The organism is Arthrobacter sp. Y3223065 (assembly GCF_059090885.1).
In genome coordinates, this window is the sequence record NZ_JBNHGC010000002.1 from 49,141 (window position 1) to 68,150 (window position 19,010).

The 19,010-nt window shown below is 69.2% G+C and carries 14 protein-coding genes and 1 riboswitch; of the genes, 11 read left to right on the forward strand and 3 right to left on the reverse strand.

Features of this window, described 5'->3' with window-relative positions:
- Positions 1-296 precede the first annotated feature (296 nt).
- Positions 297-1,481, forward strand: coding sequence for a TerC family protein (locus AC5RUK_RS05125; RefSeq protein WP_494107437.1), 1,185 nt, complete (start codon positions 297-299; stop codon positions 1,479-1,481).
- A gap of 256 nt (positions 1,482-1,737) precedes the next feature.
- Positions 1,738-2,895, forward strand: coding sequence for a baeRF2 domain-containing protein (locus AC5RUK_RS05130; protein WP_494151571.1), 1,158 nt, complete (start codon positions 1,738-1,740; stop codon positions 2,893-2,895).
- A gap of 99 nt (positions 2,896-2,994) precedes the next feature.
- Here AC5RUK_RS05130 and AC5RUK_RS05135 read toward each other — a convergent pair whose 3' ends face one another.
- Together AC5RUK_RS05135 and AC5RUK_RS05140 are read right to left on the reverse strand one after the other, a co-directional pair.
- Positions 2,995-4,884, reverse strand: a complete 1,890-nt coding sequence (locus AC5RUK_RS05135; protein ID WP_494151572.1) for a glycogen debranching N-terminal domain-containing protein — start codon at positions 4,882-4,884, stop codon at positions 2,995-2,997.
- A 69-nt stretch (positions 4,885-4,953) separates the two neighbouring features.
- Positions 4,954-5,190 carry a hypothetical protein gene (locus AC5RUK_RS05140; RefSeq protein WP_493989676.1) on the reverse strand — a complete coding sequence of 79 codons (237 nt, stop codon included), beginning with the start codon at positions 5,188-5,190 and terminating at the stop codon, positions 4,954-4,956.
- Positions 5,191-5,306: 116 nt separating this feature from the next.
- On the opposite strand from AC5RUK_RS05140, the gene AC5RUK_RS05145 reads away from it, so the two are divergent.
- The 6 genes from AC5RUK_RS05145 (at position 5,307) to AC5RUK_RS05170 (ending at position 14,118) form a co-directional block, all read left to right on the forward strand.
- Positions 5,307-6,023, forward strand: a complete 717-nt coding sequence (locus tag AC5RUK_RS05145) for a GntR family transcriptional regulator (RefSeq protein ID WP_494151573.1) — start codon at positions 5,307-5,309, stop codon at positions 6,021-6,023.
- Positions 6,024-6,080: 57 nt separating this feature from the next.
- Positions 6,081-7,580 carry an MFS transporter gene (locus AC5RUK_RS05150; protein ID WP_494151574.1) on the forward strand — a complete coding sequence of 500 codons (1,500 nt, stop codon included), beginning with the start codon at positions 6,081-6,083 and terminating at the stop codon, positions 7,578-7,580.
- Between the two features lie 99 nt (positions 7,581-7,679).
- Entirely contained in the window at positions 7,680-8,192 is a 513-nt protein-coding gene (locus tag AC5RUK_RS05155; protein WP_493989673.1) for a mycothiol transferase, read from the forward strand.
- 101 nt (positions 8,193-8,293) lie between these two features.
- Positions 8,294-8,393, forward strand: a riboswitch (glycine riboswitch).
- Between the two features lie 171 nt (positions 8,394-8,564).
- Entirely contained in the window at positions 8,565-11,444 is a 2,880-nt protein-coding gene (gene gcvP / locus AC5RUK_RS05160) for an aminomethyl-transferring glycine dehydrogenase (protein ID WP_493989672.1), read from the forward strand.
- Positions 11,445-11,459: 15 nt separating this feature from the next.
- Positions 11,460-12,611, forward strand: coding sequence for a glycine cleavage system aminomethyltransferase GcvT (gene gcvT, locus AC5RUK_RS05165; RefSeq protein WP_494151575.1), 1,152 nt, complete (start codon positions 11,460-11,462; stop codon positions 12,609-12,611).
- Positions 12,612-12,690: 79 nt separating this feature from the next.
- A complete protein-coding gene (locus AC5RUK_RS05170) occupies positions 12,691-14,118 on the forward strand; it encodes an L-serine ammonia-lyase (protein ID WP_494151576.1) in 1,428 nt (475 codons plus the stop codon).
- Here AC5RUK_RS05170 and AC5RUK_RS05175 read toward each other — a convergent pair.
- Positions 14,115-14,765 carry a hypothetical protein gene (locus AC5RUK_RS05175; RefSeq protein WP_494151577.1) on the reverse strand — a complete coding sequence of 217 codons (651 nt, stop codon included), beginning with the start codon at positions 14,763-14,765 and terminating at the stop codon, positions 14,115-14,117. The genes AC5RUK_RS05170 and AC5RUK_RS05175 overlap by 4 nt on opposite strands.
- 256 nt (positions 14,766-15,021) lie before the next feature.
- Here AC5RUK_RS05175 and AC5RUK_RS05180 point away from each other — a divergent pair, with 256 nt between their 5' ends.
- The 3 genes from AC5RUK_RS05180 (at position 15,022) to AC5RUK_RS05190 (ending at position 18,970) form a co-directional block, all read left to right on the forward strand.
- The gene (locus AC5RUK_RS05180) at positions 15,022-16,368 is read left to right on the forward strand and encodes an NAD(P)/FAD-dependent oxidoreductase (RefSeq protein WP_493989668.1); all 1,347 of its coding nucleotides are present in this window, start codon (positions 15,022-15,024) and stop codon (positions 16,366-16,368) included.
- 340 nt (positions 16,369-16,708) lie between these two features.
- Complete coding sequence (locus AC5RUK_RS05185) at positions 16,709-18,004, forward strand: MFS transporter (RefSeq protein ID WP_493989667.1); 1,296 nt, start codon at positions 16,709-16,711, stop codon at positions 18,002-18,004.
- A gap of 57 nt (positions 18,005-18,061) precedes the next feature.
- Positions 18,062-18,970, forward strand: a complete 909-nt coding sequence (locus AC5RUK_RS05190) for an aldo/keto reductase (RefSeq protein ID WP_494151578.1) — start codon at positions 18,062-18,064, stop codon at positions 18,968-18,970.
- The last annotated feature ends 40 nt before the right edge of the window (positions 18,971-19,010 follow it).

A 19,010-nucleotide genomic window follows, 5' to 3' on the forward strand; every position in this document is an offset into this window, starting at 1 on the left:
GTCGATCGAGGGCGGCGGCCCGGGCCCCCAGCCTGTCACAGCCGAAATGCGGTGCATAGGCCGCAGGAGTTCAGCCCCCTCCGTTGGGGCGTTCCGGCCCCGGCCGCCCCCGATCCGCCCGCGGCCCGTTAGCCGTGCACCGTCGTCGTCGTTAGACTGGCAGGTGCGTAAGGGAGTATCCAGATGCGCTGCAGCCGTCAACACGTAGGGCACCGACGCCCGGCCGGTTGCAGTGGCCGGCCGTGCCGGAGGAGAGACTTGCGGGCTCACCGCTACCCGCTTACGAAAGGAAACACATGAGCGTTTCTCCCCTGATTTGGGGCATCACGATCGCCGTCATCCTCGCGTTGCTCGCCTTCGACTATTTCTTCCACATCCGCAAGGCGCACGTGCCGTCGCTGAAGGAAGCCGCCATCTGGTCCGCCTTGTACGTGGGCATCGCCATCGTCTTCGGGATCCTGGTGCTGATCTACGGCGGCGTGGACATGGGCTCCGAGTACTTCGCCGGCTACATCACCGAGAAGGCGCTCTCGGTGGACAACCTGTTTGTCTTCCTCATCATCATCGCCAGTTTTAAGGTGCCGCGCGAAGACCAGCAGAAAGTGCTGCTGTTCGGTATCGTGTTCTCGCTGATCGCCCGCACAGGTTTCATCTTCCTGGGCGCGGCGCTGATCAACACCTTCGCCTGGGTGTTCTACGCCTTCGGACTGATCCTGATTATCACGGCAGGCAACCTGCTCAAGCCCGGACACGACGGCGGCGAGGCGGACAACTTCGTCATCCGGTTGGCCAAGCGCTTCTTCCACACCACCGATTACTACGACGGCGACAAACTGTTCACCCTCAAGGACGGCAAGAAGGCGATGACGCCGATGCTGCTGGTCATGGTGGCCATCGGCGGCACGGACATCCTGTTCGCGCTCGACTCCATTCCCGCGATCTTCGGCCTGACGCAAAACGTCTTCATCGTCTTCACCGCCACGGCCTTCTCGCTGATGGGCCTGCGCCAGCTGTACTTCCTGATCGACGGGCTGCTGGACCGCTTGATCTACCTGTCCTACGGCCTGGCAGCGATCCTGGCCTTCATCGGCGTGAAGCTGATCCTGCACGCACTGCACGAGAACAACCTGCCCTTCGTCAACGACGGCAACCCGGTTCCCGTGGTCGAGATCACCACCGGACTCTCGCTTACCGTCATCATCGGCATCCTGGTGGTCACCGTCGTCGGCTCGCTGCTGAGCAAGGCCGGCAAGGCACAGAACGCCATCAACAACGCACGCCGGCACGCGGTCAACTACATGGATCTCTCCTACACCGCTGACCCGGCAGAACGCGAACGGATTTACCGGCTGCTCGTGGAAGAAGAACGCCAGATCCTGCAAATGGAACCGAAGTACCGCAACAAGGCCAAGGACGTGGACATCATCCGCGAACAGGTGGCCGAGGCCCACCGCCAGCACGCGGAATACCAGAAGAGCTAGAGGCGGCCCGGCCCGGCCGGGCCCCAGAAATCGGGACCCCAAAAGGACGTCCCACCGGGGGCGCCGGCAGGCCCGGACCGCCGTTCCCGCGCCCAAGCGGACCGCGGGCGACGGCGGCAAACCGGCCTGGCGGACTGCTTCTCCGGGCCGGTCAGGACAGGACCGGACGCCTCTTCAAGGGCAAAACGTCCGGTGCTACGGTGAGGGCTACTGATCAAGAAAACCCGCAGTTCCAATCGCAGGGAAGGTGATCACGATGACCGAGCAGGTCAACACGACCCACGCAGCCAACAAGAAGTACGCCGAACTGTACAAGAAGCCGGGACCTTGGATCACGGTCTACGTGGACGCCAGTACGGGCACCGTAAATTCCCTGCGGGCCGGCGACGTGCTGCCGGACAGGCTGCGGGAATCGCTCGAGAAACAGGGCGCCGCGAAGGCGGACATAGAGGCCGTGATCGACGCCGTTTCCCCGGCCACCGGCGTTCCGTCTCCGGTCGGCCGCTTCGTACTGGTGCGCGGCGGTGAGGCCGAGATCAACGAGGTGCTCCCGGGCGAGCTGTCCGGTCCGGAGGTGGTTCAGGCCGGCCCGATTCCGGACCTGGTGCCCCTGTTGAAGGCCCGCGGCGACGACTTCCCGTACGTGGTGGCCGAAGTGGGCCGGGACGGCGGCGAGGTCCACCTGCAGTACGCGCGCCGGAACGGCGTGGTGGAAACGAGGACGGTGGAGGGCGAGCGGGAGAACCTCACGAAGGTCCCCGGCGGCGGTTGGTCCCAGGGCCGCTACCAGCACCGCACCGAGGAGATTTGGCGCAAGAACGCCGATGAAATAGCCGCCGAGATCGATCGCGTGGTGCAGGCCAGCAAGGCGCGGCTGCTGATTGTGGCGGGGGATATCCGGGCCCGGGAGCTGGTGGTCGACCAGCTTTCCGAAGCCAGCCGTGCGATCGAATCCACCATCGACTCGCACACCCGCACCGGCGGAGCGGACAAGGACGCGCTCCGCGCGGAAATAGCCGCCCGGGTGGCCCATGTGTGGACCGAGCAGCGCAAGGCCATCCTGGACCGCCTGGCCAACCAAACAGGGCAGGCCCATCCGGAGTGGACGGCGGGCCTGGGCGAGTGCGTCCGGGCGCTGCAGCAGGCGCAGGTTGGCACGCTGCTCATGAACGACGACGCCCTCGCCGATCATCAGGTGCATGCCCTGACGGCCGAACCGTGGATCGCCACGGCCGGCGAGCAAGCCGTCAACGGCGACCTGCTGGCCAAGGTTCCCGCCCCGGCGGCGCTGGTCCGCGCCGCGGCGCTGACCGACGCCCGGGTGACCATGGTCCCCGAAGGGGCCCTGCCGGGAGGGAAGAGCATAGCGGCGCTGCTCCGCTGGCCCACGGGCCCCGACGTGCCGCGGGGCTAAGGTAATCCGGGTGCCGAGGGTGCCGGAGCGCCCGGGCGTCGCGCGGCGATCAAACGCCTGACGCCCGGCGGGACGGACCGCCTGCCCGGCGGCGGGTGGCTAAACGGCCGTGGCGCTGAAACCGCCCAGTGCCAGCGCCACGGGCACCGCTGCCGCGGCCGCCCCGGCATGCGGCCGGCAGGCGGACGGATACGGCAGCGCCGGGCGGACCTCCACCGCGGCCTGCCCGCTGAAGAGCTCCGGCAACCGGTAGTCGAATCCCTCGGCCGCGTCGAGCAGCCCTGCCGCCAACTGTGCGGCCTGTTCCTGGAAGCCGGTGCGCAGCAGCCCCATCACAACCCACGCGGTCTCCTGCGTCCAGACCGCCCCTGAGCGGCGGCGGGTGGGCCAGAACCCGGGGTTCGCGGTGGACAGGGTCCGGACGCCGTAGCCGGAGAACAAGGTCCGGTCCATCAGCCGCGCAACCACCGTCCGGGTTTCCTCGGGGTTAAGCAGCCCCGTGCCCAGCAGGTGTCCCATGCCGGACCCGACACCGTCCACCCGCTGCTTCCGGTCGTCGAGGGCCATCGCCGGGTACGGGCCGGCGTCGTCGGTGCACCAGAACCGGCTGCGGAAGTTTTCCGCCAGCCGGGACGCGTAGTCCCGCCACTCGGCGCCGGCGTTCGATTCGCCGAAGTAGTCCAGCAGCACGGCTCCGGCACGCGCCGCCTCGTAGGCGTAGGCCTGCAGTTCGGCCGACGCGACCGTACCTGTCGCCGGCCTGCCGTCCAGATAGCGATAGGCGGCGCGCGTGTCGCCGGACCCCTGGTGCCCCGGCCCCTGAAGGGCGGGAACCGGCGTCTCCAGGAAGCCGTCGCCGTCGGGGTCGCCGTCAAAGCGCAGCCAGTCCAGCGCAGCCTCCAGATGGGGCAGCAGGTCCCGGACGGCGTCCTCGGGCATCCCCGAGTGCCAGGCGTCGTGCAGCAGCACGATCCACAGCAGCGTGGCGTCGGGCGACCCGTACAGGACCGGGGGAAGCTGCCGGACCACGGCATCGGCGGGCATCGCCAGGCGGCGCTGCCGCACCTCCTGGACCATCAGGCCGGGCCGTTCGCCCGATTCGGCCGACTCGGCCGTGCCCTGCCACGCTGCCACCGCCCGCAGCGTCCCTTCCGCAACCGCCGCGTCGACCGGCAGCAGCAGCCGGGCGGCAACCAGCGCCTCCCGGCCGTACAGCGTCAGGAACCACGGGGCACCCGCCGCCAGGAAGACATCGCCAGGGGTCTGGCGCCCGGCCATCCGCAAGCTGTTGAGGTCGGTCATGGATCGGCTCATCAGCCGCTGCAGCCGGGGATCCCCCGCCAGCGACGGCGTGCGCAGCGGGGGCGCGGCCGCGGCAGTCAGGGGAGCATCGTCGTCGTCAAGCTCAAGACTCCAGGAGAGGACGACGACGGCGCCCGGCTTGAGCAGCTCCGTCCACTCCAGCCGGACCAGGCTGCCGTCAAAACTGATCCGGGCACCTTCGGCCGTCAGCGCGGCGCGTGTATTGTCCCGCCAGTTCCAGGCGGCTGCGCCGGGGGCCACCGAGCCGGCCTCGCCCGCGGCCCCGGCGCGCACCTGTTCCAGCGGAATGGCGTCGGCCACCAGGTCGACGCGGACCTGGAGCTCCAACTCCTCCTCGAGGGCCGACGTAAACGTGAGCGCCTCGGCCAGCCGGCCGGCTTCCACCGCACGCGAGCGGTTCAGCGTCACCAGCGGATCCGTCCCGTCCGCCGCGGTCCGGATGAAGGCGAAGAAGTCGGCGCGTCCGGCCGAGCGCGACTGGGTGGAGATCCACTCCGGTTCCTGGCCGTTCACCGCCAGCAGGCAGCGGGCCAACACGCGGTCGTCCCCGCAGTAGACCCCCTGGGCTCCGGTACCCCTGATCTGCCCGTGGGGCTCGCTCCAGGCTTGGACGGGTGCCGCAAAGACCCCCGTGAGATCGTGCAGATACGGCTCGCGGTAGACCATGGATTCAATCTTGGCAGCATCGGCAGTCCCGGAACAATCTCCGGCTGGCCGGCCATTGGCCGGACGAATTCAGCCGACGGTGCCGGAGGCGTCCCCACCGCCGGGTGTCCAGGACAGGTGGATCAGGACCCCGTCCGTCGTCTCTTCGATGACCAGGCGCAGCTCATCGCCATAGAGTTCCCGGGGACCTGCGGGGCCGCTTTCGCTCTGCTGCACCAGATCGGCCAAGGCGGCGGCCATCGCCCGGCCCCAGTCCTGGTGGTTCTTGCTGTTCGCGGTTGCGGTGGCGGTATAGGTGGCGTTCATGCTGCGCACGTCCTGACTGCACGTTTAGAACCTGCCGCACGACGCTGTGCCGCAGGTCCCATCAGAGTAGCCAGCCCCGTGACCCCGATCTACCTTTTCGCGTACATTACTCGTATGTGACGCCAGTCATAATCCGGCAGGAGGTCATGATGAGGGGCAGCGGGCCCGGGCGCGCGGGCCGCGACGAGGCGGTCCGGAAACTGCGGGAGGACATCCTGGCCGGCGGCCTGAAGCCAGGCTCCAGGGTGACCGTTGCCGGGCTCGCCGGGCGCATCGATGCGGAGGAAGCCCTGGTGCGGGACGCCGTCGGCGTCCTCACGGAAGAAGGCCTGGTTGAGGCCACCGGGCACGAACACCGGATTGCCAATCCCGGTCCACAGCAGGCCATCCAGCTCCTGGATGTGATGGGCGTGGTGCTGGTCGCGCTGTTCGAGCGGGCTGCCCCGCGGTTGTCGCCCGCCGAGATTGACACCATGGCCACGCTGGCGGAGGACCTGCGGGCGGCGATCAACCGGGAGGACATGCTGGCCTCCTACCGCGCCATCGGCAGGCTGGTGGCCGTCATCCTGGGGGCGGCGGATCATCAGGAACTGAGGGCCGTGAACACGCATGTGCTCGACCGCTCGCTCGGCCGGTTGCACCTCGTCCAACACGCCGTCGCCTATCCTCTCTGGACCGACGGCTGGTGCGAGACCGTGCAGTATCTCCAGCGGGGTCAGCCCGAGGCCGCAGTGGAGCGGCTGCGGCAAACATTCTGGATCCTCGCCGAAGGGCTGGCTCAGGAGGTTCCTGGCCCGCCTGCCGGGCAGCCGGGCCGCGACGGGATAAAGTGATTCCCGGCCGGTTTTGATCCCGGCCGCCCGCCCGGCCTTTCGACCCATGGACCACCCTTGCCCTCGCCCGCACGACTGACTGCCGATACCCGACCGAGCCCCGATTCCCCGCCGCGTCCCGAGACCCGCTCCGGGCCACGCCCCGCCCAGCGGCGCCCCGCCCCGTTTGCCGGCCGGCTGACTGTATTCGCCGGCGTCCTGCTGCTCGCGTTCAGCCTGCGGCTGGCCGTCTCCGGTGTGTCGCCGGTGCTGGCGGATATTGCCGCGGATGTGCCGTTCGGCACGGCCTCCACCGGTGTGCTGGGCATGCTGCCCACGGCAGCCTTCGCCGCCGCCGGGTTCGCCGTTCCGGTGCTGATTCGCCGGATCGGCTTGGAAGCGCTGCTGCTCGTGGCACTGGGCCTGGCCGCGATCGGCCAACTTGGCCGTGCGATGGTCTCCGATGTGCCGTCGTTCCTGGTCCTGTCCGGCCTCACCATGGTGGGCTACGGGATCGGCAACATCCTGCTGCCGCCGCTGGTGAAGCGCTATTTCCCGGACCGGATCGGCCTGATCACCGCGCTTTACGTGACATTGCTGGCGGTCAGCACGGCGTTCAGCCCGCTGCTTGCCGTGCCGCTTGAGCAGGCTGCCGGCTGGCGGTTCTCGATCGGAGTGTGGGCGGCCGTGAGCGTGGCCGCGCTCGTGCCGTGGCTGATGACCGCATGGACGGAACATTGGCGCCGTCGGACCGCGCGCCTGGTGCTGCAGCCCTACCGCCCCGGTGGGTTGGACATCCTCCCGCCGGAGGACGGCAGCGCCCGGCACGCGGCCGGGCCCGGGCCTGCCATTGGTCCCGCGACGGCAGGTGGCCCCGCCGATCCCCGCTCCGGGATGGGGGCCGGCCCCGGGGGGACCGGCGGACCGCCCGCTGCGGACGCCTCGGGCACCGCGGCGGGAGCCGCGGCCGGTTCGGCCGAAACGACGGCGGTACGCGTCTGGCGCTCGCCGGTCGCCTGGGGGCTGGCCCTGGTGTTCGCCGGGACCTCGTCCAACACGTTTGCCATGTTCACATGGTTGCCGCCGTTGTTGGTGGACAGCGGGATGCTGCCCCCGACGGCCGGCACCATGCTGGCCTACTACGCCATCTTGGGCCTGCCGACCAGCCTGTTGGTGCCGCTGATCGCGGCGCGGCTGCGCAATCCGCTGGGCCTGGGCCTGCTGTTTATCGGCTTTTATGTGGCCGGATACGCCGGGCTGCTGCTGTCGCCCTCGTTTGGCACGTGGCTGTGGATCACCTTGGCCGGGCTCGGCCAGGGCACCTACGCCATGGCGCTGCTGCTGGTTAACCTCCGGACCCGCACCACGGCCGGTGCGGGGGCGCTCTCCGGGTTCGCGCAGGGGATCGGATACGCCGTCGCCTGCGCCGGTCCGCTGATGTTTGGGCTGCTGCGCGACGTCAGCGGCGGCTGGGGTGCTTCCTTCGGCCTGCTGGGAGCTGCGTTGCTCATCCTGGCGGTGGGCCTGGTCATCGTGGGGCGGCCCCGCTATCTGGAGGATTCGGCCCGGGACCGGTAGCGGCTGCCGACGCACGGCCCCACGCCTCACGCGTGGCACGCATTCCTCGCTGCGGCACCAGGCGGTAGGCTGGCGCCCAGTCGACTACGAGGAGGCGCCATGAAGTTCAATGACCTGCTCGCCGATGCCTACGGCAGGATCCAGGAACGCGTCCACACCGTGCTGGACGGGCTGGACGCCGGACAGTTGGCCGCCCGGCCAGGCGGCGACAGCAACTCGATCGCCTGGCTCCTCTGGCATCTGACGCGCATCCAGGACGACCACATTGCCGATGTCGCCGGCACGGACCAGTACTGGCTGACCGGTTGGGCGGAGCAGTTCGACCTGCCGCTGCCCCGGAAAGACCATGGCTACGGCCACACGTCCGAGCAGGTAGCGGCCGTCCGGGTCGAATCGGCCGACCTGCTGCGCGGCTATTACGACGACGTCCATGCGGGCACCCTGAAGTACCTGGCCGGATTGACCGAGGATGACCTGGACCGGATCGTGGACACCCGGTGGGACCCGCACGTCAGCCTGGGGGTCCGGCTGGTCAGCGTCCTGGACGACTGCCTAGAGCACGTCGGGCAGGCCGCGTACGTGAAGGGCATGCTTTCGCGCGGGAAAACCTAGCGGCCGCGGCCGCTAAACCGGGCCCTTGGCCGTCGCCGCCTTGTTGCCCGCCAGCCGCTGGACTACCATTCAAGGAGTCAGAAACAACTGCATACAGCCTTCGACATGCGGCGGGAGAGTCCTGCTGGGTACCAGTCAGCAGGCGCCGTAGGAGCAATACCTCCCCAGGAATCTCTCAGGCCCCTGTACCGCCGCGGAGAGGCAACTCTGGAAAGCAGCCGGACCGTTCAGGACCGGCTCACCGACGGTGCAAGCAGGAGGCGGCCCCACGGGCCGACGACTGCGGAATCTCTCAGGTTCAGTCACAGAGCGGGGAGGAACCCTTCACTACCGGCATGGTCCGCCCTGCCGGGGATTACTGGAGTTCCTCAAATGACGGCTAAGTCCAACCTCGCTACCCGGCCCGGCAGCGCCACCTTCACCGACCGCCACATCGGTCCGCGCCGTAACGACGCGGAAACCATGCTCAAGCAGTTGGGCTACGGCAGTATCGACGACCTGGTGGACGCGGCCGTACCCGCCGACATCCGCCAGCAGGAACCGCTGGCCCTGCCCGCCGCCCGCAGCGAGTCCCAGGTCCTGGCGGACCTGCGCGCCCTCGCCGCGAAGAACGTGACGGCCGTGCAAATGATCGGCCAGGGCTACTACGACACCATCACTCCGCCGGTGATCCGCCGCAATGTGGTGGAGGACCCGGCCTGGTACACCGCCTACACCCCGTACCAGCCGGAAATCTCGCAGGGCCGGTTGGAGGCGCTGCTGAACTTCCAGACCATGGTCCAGGACCTCACGGCGCTCCCGATCGCCAACGCCTCGCTGCTGGACGAAGCCACCGCAGTGGCCGAAGCCGTGCTGCTGATGCGTCGGTCCAACAAGTCCAAGTCCGCCGGCAAGACCGTGCTGGACGCGGACCTGCTGCCGCAGACCATCGCCGTCGTCAAGGGCCGGGCCAAGGCGCTGGACTTCGACGTAGTGGTTGCCGACCTCTCCGCCGGCCTGCCCGACGGCGACATCTCGGGCATCGTGCTGCAGCAGCCGGGAGCCTCCGGCCGCGTGTTCGACCACGCTCCGGTGATCGCGCAGGCCAAGGAGCGCGGCGCCCTGGTCACCGTGGCCGCCGACCTGCTGGCCCTGACCCTGATCACCCCGCCGGGCGAGCAGGGCGCGGACATCGCGGTCGGCAACACCCAGCGTTTCGGCGTGCCGCTCTTCTTCGGCGGACCGCACGCCGCCTACATGGCCGTGCGCAAGGGGCTGGAGCGCTCGCTGCCCGGCCGCCTGGTGGGCGTGTCCAAGGACGACGCCGGCCGGCCCGCCTACCGCCTGGCCCTGCAGACCCGCGAGCAGCACATCCGCCGCGAGAAGGCCACCTCCAACATCTGCACCGCGCAGGCCCTGCTGGCCGTCGTTGCCAGCATGTACGCCGTCTACCACGGCCCCGAGGGGCTGAAGGCAATTGCGCAGCACGCCAACGAGGCCGCCCGCACCCTGGCCGGCGTGCTCACCGGCGCCGGCTACTCGCTGGTGGCCGACCAGTTCTTCGACACCCTCACGGTGAAGGCTCCCGGCAAGGCCGCGGAGATCGCCGCCGCCGCCGAGGCCAAGGGCGTGAACCTGCGCCGCATTGACGCGGACCACGTGGGGATTTCCGCCGACGAAACCACGACGGCGGAGCACCTCGCCCTGGTCGCGGAGGCCTTCGGTGTGGAGGACGCCGCCGGCAAGACGGCGGAAACGGCCGGGAACGCCGGCTTCGAACTGCCGGAGGACCTGCTGCGCAGCTCGTCCTACCTGGACCATCCGGTGTTCCACAGCCACCGCTCCGAGACCCAGATGCTGCGCTACCTGCGCCGGCTGTCCGACCGCGACCTGGCGCTGGACCGGACCATGATCCCGCTGGGTTCGTGCACCATGAAGCTGAACGCGACCGCGGAAATGGAAGCGATGACCTGGCCGGGATTCGCCTCCATCCACCCGTTCGCCCCGGCCAGCCAGACCGCCGGCTGGCGCGAACTGATTACCGATCTGGAGGAACGCCTCGCGGCCATCACCGGCTATGCCGGCGTCTCCATCCAGCCCAACGCCGGTTCGCAGGGCGAATACGCCGGGCTGCTCGCCATCCGCCGCTACCACCTGGCCAACGGCGACGACAAGCGCGACGTCTGCCTGATCCCCGCCTCAGCGCACGGCACCAACGCGGCCTCGGCCGTGCTGGCCGGCATGAAGGTTGTAGTGGTCGCCACGGCACCGGACGGCACCATCGACCACGCCGACCTGCGCGCGAAGATCGACCAGCACGCGGACGCGCTTTCGGCCATCATGATCACCTACCCGTCGACGCACGGTGTGTACGACGCCGACGTGCGCGACGTCTGCGAGGCGGTCCACGCAGCCGGCGGCCAGGTCTACATCGACGGGGCCAACCTCAACGCGCTGGTCGGACTCGCCCAGCCGGGCAAGTTCGGCGGCGACGTCTCCCACCTGAACCTGCACAAGACCTTCTGCATCCCGCACGGCGGCGGCGGCCCCGGCGTCGGGCCGGTCGCGGTGGCCGAACACCTGGTGCCGTTCCTGCCGGGCAACGCCGCGCTGGCCGAACACGAAGGCAAGGGCGTGCCGGTCTCGGCCACCGAGTACGGCTCGGCCGGCGTGCTGCCGATCTCCTGGGCCTACGTGGCCATGATGGGCGCCGAGGGCCTGACCGAGGCCACGAAGAGCGCCCTGCTGGCCGCCAACTACGTCGCCGCCCGGCTGAACGAGCACTTCCCGGTGCTCTACACCGGCAACGACGGGCTGGTCGCGCACGAGTGCATCCTGGACCTGCGCGAACTCACCGCCAAGTCGGGGGTGACCGCCGAGGACGTGGCCAAGCGCCTGATCGACTATGGCTTCCACGCACCCACGCTGTCCTTCCCGGTGGCCGGCACCCTGATGGTGGAGCCGACCGAGTCCGAGGACCTGGGGGAGATTGAGCGGTTTATCGACGCGATGATCGCGATCAAGGGCGAAATAGACCAGGTGATCGACGGCGACTTCCCGCTCGACGCCAGCCCGCTGCGTCTGGCGCCGCACACCGCCGCGGCCGTGGTCAGCTCCGACTGGGACCGCCCGTACACCCGCGAACAGGCCGCCTTCCCGGTACCGGGCCTGCAAGTGGACAAATACTTCGCCCCGGTCGGACGGATCGACGGCGCCGGCGGCGACCGCAACCTGATCTGCAGCTGCCCGCCGCCCGAAGCCTTCGAGAACTAGAGAGGTCCGCACCGCATGACTACCGAGACCACCACCATGCCCCGTCACACCGCCCTCTACGAGGAACACGAGCGGCTGGGTGCTTCCTTCACGGACTTCGGCGGCTGGATGATGCCGCTGAAGTACAGCAGCGAGTTGGCCGAGCACCGCGCCGTGCGCAACAGCGCCGGCCTGTTCGACCTCTCGCACATGGGCGAAGTCTGGGTCACCGGCCCGGAAGCCGGGAAGTTCCTGGACTTTGCACTTGTCGGCAAGCTCTCCGCCGTCACCGAGGGCCGGGCCAAGTATTCGCTGATCTGCAACGCGGACGGCGGGATCATCGACGACCTGATCATCTACCGGCGTCCCGCCGACCAGAACGGGGACCGCTACCTGGTGGTGCCCAACGCCGGCAACGCCCGCACCGTCGCCGCGGAACTCGCCGCCCGGGTCCGGGGCTTCGACGCCACGGTGGAGGACGCTACGGCCGAGACGTCGCTGGTGGCAGTGCAGGGACCGAAGTCCGTGGAGATCCTGCTCCAGCTGGTGCCCGCCAACCAGCACGTCACGGTGCGGGAGATGAAGTACTACGCCGCCGACGAGGTGGAATTCACCGTGTCCGGGGCGCCGCTCAAGCTTCTGCTGGCCCGGACCGGGTACACCGGCGAGGACGGCTTCGAGATCTACGTTCCCAACACCAACGCGGCCGCGCTCTGGAACGCCCTGCTGGAAGCCGGGCGGGGCGCCGACCTGCTGCCCGCCGGGCTGGCCTGCCGCGACTCGCTCCGGCTGGAAGCGGGCATGCCGCTCTACGGCAACGAGCTCAACCTCCAGACCAGCCCGTTCGACGCCGGCCTGGGCGGCGTGGTGGCGCTGAAGAAGGACGGCGACTTCGTGGGCCGAGAGGCCCTCGAGGCGCAGAACGAGAAGGGCTCGGCCCGCAAGCTCGTGGGGCTCAAGGGGGCCGGACGGCGCGCCGGCCGCTCCCACTACCCGGTGCTGAAAGACGGCCGGACCGTTGGCGAAGTCACCTCCGGCCAACCCAGCCCCACGCTCGGCTACCCGATCGCGTTGGCCTATGTGGACGCCGAGTACGCCGTGCCCGGGACCCGGGTGGAGGTGGACCTGCGCGGCAAACCGGAGCCGTTCGACGTCGTCGAGCTGCCCTTCTACCGGCGGGACAAGTAACCGCATCCCGGCGGACAAGTAGCCGCGGCACTGCGGACCCGTTGTGCCTGAGCACTGCGTGAATAAGGAAAGGGATGACATGGCTGTAGGCGTTTTCGACCTTTTCTCGGTGGGCATCGGTCCCTCCAGTTCGCACACGGTGGGCCCGATGCGGGCCGCCTCCGTGTTCGTGCGGGAGGTGGCCGAGGCCGGCCTGCTCGACAGGGTGGACGGACTGCGCGTGGACCTGTACGGCTCGCTCGCTGCCACCGGACGCGGACACGGGACGTTCACCGCCGTGCTGCTGGGGCTCGAGGGCTTCGCCCCGGAGCAGATCCTGCCCGCCCAGGTGGAAGAGCGGCTGGCGGACATCGCCGCGTCCGGCCGGCTGCGGCTGGGCGCGGAACTGCCCGGCACCGCCGGCCGGTCGCTTGACTACGGCGTGCAGGACATGGTGCTGCACCCGCTGACCGTGCTGCCCAGGCACACCAACGGCATGACGTTCCAAGTGCTGGAATCGGCCGACGACGGCGATGCCCGCCTCCTGCACGAAGCCACCTTCTTCTCGGTGGGCGGCGGCTTCATTGTCCGCGGCGGCGAGGAGGAAGCCGCCCGCGAGGAACTGGAGTCCTCCAAGCAGCAGCTGCCCTATCCGTTCCGCACCGCGGCAGGGCTGTTGGAGCACTGCCGCAACACCGGCCTGGCCATCAGCGACATCATGATGCTCAACGAAGAGGCCTCACGCCCGCGCGAGGAGATCGAGGCCGGGCTGCTGCACATCTACAACGTCATGGAAGAGTGCAAGGACTCGGCCATCCGGCGGGAAGGCGACCTGCCCGGCGGACTCAACGTCCGCCGTCGGGCCCCCGCCTGGCACGAGCGGCTGCGCAAGGAAGACCCGGACCGCGACCACAAGTACTGGCAGGAATGGGTCAACCTGGTGGCGCTGGCCGTTAACGAGGAAAACGCCTCGGGCGGGCGTGTGGTCACCGCGCCCACCAATGGGGCCGCCGGCATCATCCCCGCCGTGCTGTTCTACGCCACGCACTATGCACCCGGCATGGAACAGGCCACCCGCGAGGACAAGGAGCAGGTGGTCGTGAAGTTCCTGTTGACCGCCGCCGCCGTCGGGGTCCTCTACAAGGAGCAGGCATCCATTTCCGGTGCCGAGGTCGGCTGCCAGGGCGAAGTCGGCTCCGCGTCGTCGATGGCTGCCGCGGGACTGGCCGAAATCCTCGGCGGAACCCCGGCCCAGGTGGAAAACGCGGCCGAAATCGCGATGGAGCACAACCTGGGGCTCACCTGCGATCCGATCGGGGGGCTGGTGCAGATCCCGTGCATCGAACGGAACGCCATCGGCGCGGCCAAGGCCGTGAACGCGGCCAAGATGGCGCTGATGGGTGACGGCACGCACCGGGTGTCGCTGGACCAGGTCATCGTGACCATGCGCGAGACCGGGCGCGACATGAGCGACAAGTACAAGGAAACCGCCACCGGCGGTCTCGCCGTCAACGTCGTGGAGTGCTAGGAAGCCACGTCCTCCAGGTCCTGTCCCGACCGGTCGACGGCGGGCGGGCCAGCGGGACGCCGCGGCGGCATCGGCGGCCGGCGCGTGGCGACCGGCTTTCGGGCGCCGGACAAGACCGAGGCAGGACGTTCAGGGGTCTGCGACCGGGCAGGTGCGGCCAGCGGCCGATGCGGCGTCCCCGGCCGGCGCCCCACGGCGTCGCGCCACTGTCCGGCACCGGCGCCCAGCTGTCCGGCGCCGGACTTGGCGGCAGCGCCAATCCGGCGGGCGGCCGGGGCGATTTGACTGGCCAAGACCGTGGCACGACCGGCGGCCGCACCCCATGGCAGCCCGGAGATCACCGCGCCGGCCGCGCGTGCCGCGGCTAAAAGCCGCTGGGCGGCCGGGCGCCGGCCATCCGCCTCGGGCCGGTTGAGCACCATCAGGATGGCGGCGAGCAAGGCGACCGGGATGGAGACCAGCACGGCAACGGCGCCGGCATACATGGCCAGGAAGACCTTGGCGGGGGAATCAAACATGCCGGCGAGGAAGGCCGCGGCTCCCAGCAGCAGCCAGAGCCAGAAAACCATGACGCCACAGAGCGTGGTGCGGGCCTGACGATAGGTACGGAGCGACCGCCCGCGCACGGTGTGCTTAGCCGCCTCCACGCTTCCTACTCCCCAACGACAGCCCCACGAATCGGGGCACCTGAGCACATTCTAGGCCGCCGCCTGCCCCGGGCGCGGAGGGCACGCCGGAGGAACGGGCCGGTGAATGCGGCCCTGCCGGAAGCCGGGCCGGACCGAGGGTTCAGCTGCGTCTGGGGCGATGCTAGTCTGGCCGCAGGCTGGCCCTGAAACTGCCGGCGAGGAATGCACCAGGACCACTCAATCACTGTCGACAAACAGGGAGGAAACCTGGATTATGACCACTTCAGCGACGCCTCACATACTCATCCTGGGCGGCGGCTACGTCGGCCTCTACACTGCCTGGGGAATACGCAAGCGGCTGGGACCGTCGGATGCACGAATCACCGTTGTTGAGCCCAACTCGTACATGACGTACCAGCCGCTGCTGCCGGAGGTAGGCGGCGGGGAAATCGAACCGAGAATCGTCACGGTTAACCTGCGCAGCGCGCTGAAGAAGGTAGACATCGTCCGCGGCAAGCTGGTGTCGCTGGACGTCCAGGCCAGGAACGCCCAGGTGCGCGAGCTCGGCGGTGACGAATTTTCGGTGGCCTACGACCACGTGGTGTTCGCCGTCGGCGCGGTCACCAGGACCTTCCCCACGCCGGGGCTGGAACAGCACGGCATCGGGTTCAAGACCGTGGAGGAGGCTATCTACTGCCGTGACAAGGTGCTCGACAACGTGGCGCTGGCCGCCGGCACCAGCGACCCGGAGGAACGGGCCAGGGCACTCACGTTCGTGGTGGTCGGCGGCGGCTATACCGGCGTCGAGGCCCTGACCGAGTTGAGCGACTTGTCCAAGCTGGCCGTGGACGCGCATCCGGAGTTGGACCGCTCGCAACTGCGCTGGGTGCTGGTCGAGGCCCTGGACCGGGTAGCCCCCGAGGTCGGACCGAATCTCTCGGAGTGGACCTTGGGCCAGCTGCGCCAGCGCGGTATCGATGTGCGGCTGAACACCACCATGCCCTCCTGCGAGGACTCCGTGGCCGAGCTCAGCACCGGCGAGCGCATCCCGGCCGGCCTCATTATTTGGACGGCCGGCATGAAACCCAACCCCGTCTTGGACGACACGAACGTGCCCCGCGGCCCGAAGGGGCACGTGAACGCGAACGCCCGGCTGCAGGTGATCGACGATGCCGGTCAGGTGGTGCAGGGCGCCTGGGCCGCAGGCGACTGCGCCCAGGTACCCGATCTGGAGGCGGAGAAGCAGCCGGCCTACTGCCCGCCGAACGCCCAGCATGCGGTCCGCCAGGCCAAGCTGCTCGCCCAAAACGTGGTCAACGCCGTGCAAGGCCAGCCGCCGGCCGAGTACCGGCACAAATCGCTGGGCACGGTCGCGACCTACGGCGTGGGCCGGGGCGCCGCGAAGGTCTTTGGCTACGAGTTGAAGGGCAAGCCCGCCTGGTACGTGGCCATGGGTTACCACGGCTTGGCGCTGCCCACCTGGATCCACAAATGGCGCCTGCTGGCAGGCTGGAGCCCGCTGGTGTTTGGCGGCCGGGACATCACGTCGATGGGGGCCACCCAGCATCCGCGGCGCGCCTTCGTCGAGGCCCATGCCGACACGCAGAAGGGCCGGAAGTAGGCCCTAGGGCGAACAGGAAGGCGCCCCAGGCAGGCCCCGGGCAAACAGGCAGGACCCGCAAGCAGGCCCCTGGCCCGGAACGGCCGGCTACATTGGCGCCGCGGCCGTCCGGGTAACACGGCGGCTTCCACCCGGCCATCGCCGGCGCCCCTGATTCGCGCCCTTTCGCGCCCGCCCGGGCACCATCATGGCGGCTGGAGGCTCCGCGGCGGCGCCGAACGTGAGCCAGCTCTCCATTGTTACGGTGGGAGACTCTTCTGCTGCGAAGCCTGCCGCCGGAAGGCTGTGCCCGGGAGTAGCCTGCTGGACGGAGCCCGATCCGGGCAGCGAGGAGGGCAGTATGTCCAAACACCCCAGCGGCGCACTGCTTTTCGTCCTGACCTGCGCCATGGGCGTCGGCCCGCTGCTGAACTACGGCCTGAGCACCGTCAGCCCGCTGGTGATCGACGACCTGGGCATCAGCGAGGGCCAATTCGGCCTGCTGGCCACGGCCATTTTCGCCAGCGCCGCGGTCTCCAGCATGTGGCTGGGCAAACTCAGCGACCGGATTTCCAACCGCGCCCAGCTCGTCCTGATCTTCGCCGGCACGGCGGTGGCCCTGGTGGTCGCCGCCCTGTCCCAGCACTATCTGGTCCTGGTGATGGCAGCGCTGCTGGCCGGCCCCGCGCAGGCCATTTCCAACCCGACCACAAACCGGATCATCATGACGCAGGTTCCTGCGCCCAAGCGCCCGGGCTGGATCGGTGTCAAGCAGTCCGGCGTCCAAGGCAGCCAGCTGTTCTCGGGCTTGTTCTTCCCCGTTGCCGCTCTGTGGGTCGGCTGGCAGGGCGCCACCGCCCTGGCGGCCGTCGTCGCCGTCGGGCTGTTGCTCTACGGACTGCGCCAACTCCCGGAACCCGGCACCGCAACGACGGCGGCGAAAGCGCCTCCCGCCCACGCGGCGCCTTCCACCACTCCGCCGGCTGATGCCCCGGCCGCACCTCCTGCCGGCGCCCCGGCCGCGCAGCCGGGTGGCGCGGCGCGAACCAGGGGCGCCGGTGCACCGGCCCGGTTCCCGCTCTCGGTCTGGCTGTTCGCCGGCTACGCACTGCTATCGGGCCTGGGCATGCAGGCCACCAACGTCTACCTGCCGCTGTTCACCGTCCGGGAACTGGACTTCAGCCTGGTCATGGGCGGCGTGGCAGCCGGCGTCTCCGGCGTCGTCGGCGTGACCTCCCGGGTGCTGTGGGGGCGGCGGATGGCCAAGGGGGTGCGGGCCTCCACGCTGCTCATCCTGCTGGGAATCGGGGCGCTCGGCGGAGCGGGAGCGTTCCTGGCCGCGGGCTCGCTCGGAATTCCCGCGTTGCTCTGGCTGGGCGTCGTCCTGCACGGTGCCACCGTGTTGGGCACCAATGTGGTGGTGATCGCCGGCGTGATGCGCGTGGTTTCGGCCGAACGGGTCGGAGCAGCCTCCGGCATTGTCTCGATGGGAATGTATGCCGGTTTCGCCGCCGGGCCGCTGCTCATGGGTCTGCTGCTCGAGGCCACCGGCAGCTTCGATACCGGCTGGCTGCTGGTTGGCGCCGGATACCTGCTGTGCTCGCTGCTCGCCGTCGCCCTCCGCGCCTACGGCAACCGCGCCGGCGTCGTGCGCTGATCCCGCCTCCGGTAGCTTGGTGAATGGTTAGATGTTGGGACTGCAGGAAGGCACACGGTGAAACAACGCGCACTCGGACGGTCGGGATTGCACGTCTCAGAATTGAGTTTCGGGGCCGGCGGGTACTGGGGCATGAAGGCTTTCCCCGAGCGGCAGGCGGCGCACCTGATCGACCAAGCGCTCGACGGCGGCATCACGGCCTTTGACACCGGCCCGAATTACAGCCGCGGGAATGCCGAGGAGCGGTTGGGCCGGATCCTCAAAGGCCGCACGGAGAATCTGGTGATTTCCACGAAGGTCGGGTCCCACTGGATCAACAACCGGAATGTGAAGGATTACTCGGCCCGGGCCATCGAAAACAGCGTGCATGGCAGCCTGCGGCGGCTCCAGTTGGACCACCTGCCCTTGCTGCACTTCCATGGTTTCCCCCAGCCGGCCGGTCCCGCGATGGACACGGTCCTGAAGCTGAAGGAACAGGGGAAGGTCGGGGCGCTCGGCGTCTCCACCGGCCGCGGCGGAGCCGGGAAAGCGCTGAAGCTGGGCATCTTCGACGCCCTGATGGTGGAATACAACATCGTGGACCGGTCGCTGGCGGCGGTGATCTCCGAGGCGCGGGACGCCGGCGTGGGCGTCAAGCTCAAGTCGCCGCTCGCCCAGACCCTCTACTCGCGCGACATCTTCAAGATCACCGGCCCCAGCGACGTCTGGTACCTGTTGCGGGCGCTGAAGAACCACCGGCACAAATTTGTGCAGGGCCGGAAGTACCGGTTCATCAACGACGTCGACGGCCTCTCCGCGAGTGAGATCGCGCTGGCCTTCGTGCTCGGCAACCCCGGAGTCTCCAGCGCGGTGATCGGCACCGTGAAGCCGGAACACCTGCGCTCCAACCTCAAGGCGCCGGAGGTCCGGTTGCCCGCGGAGCTGTTGGAGCGGATCGAGCAGGCAGGTTCTGCAGCCCGGAGATGAAGGGTGGGCGCCCGGCGGGGAGGACCGAAAACCGGCACAC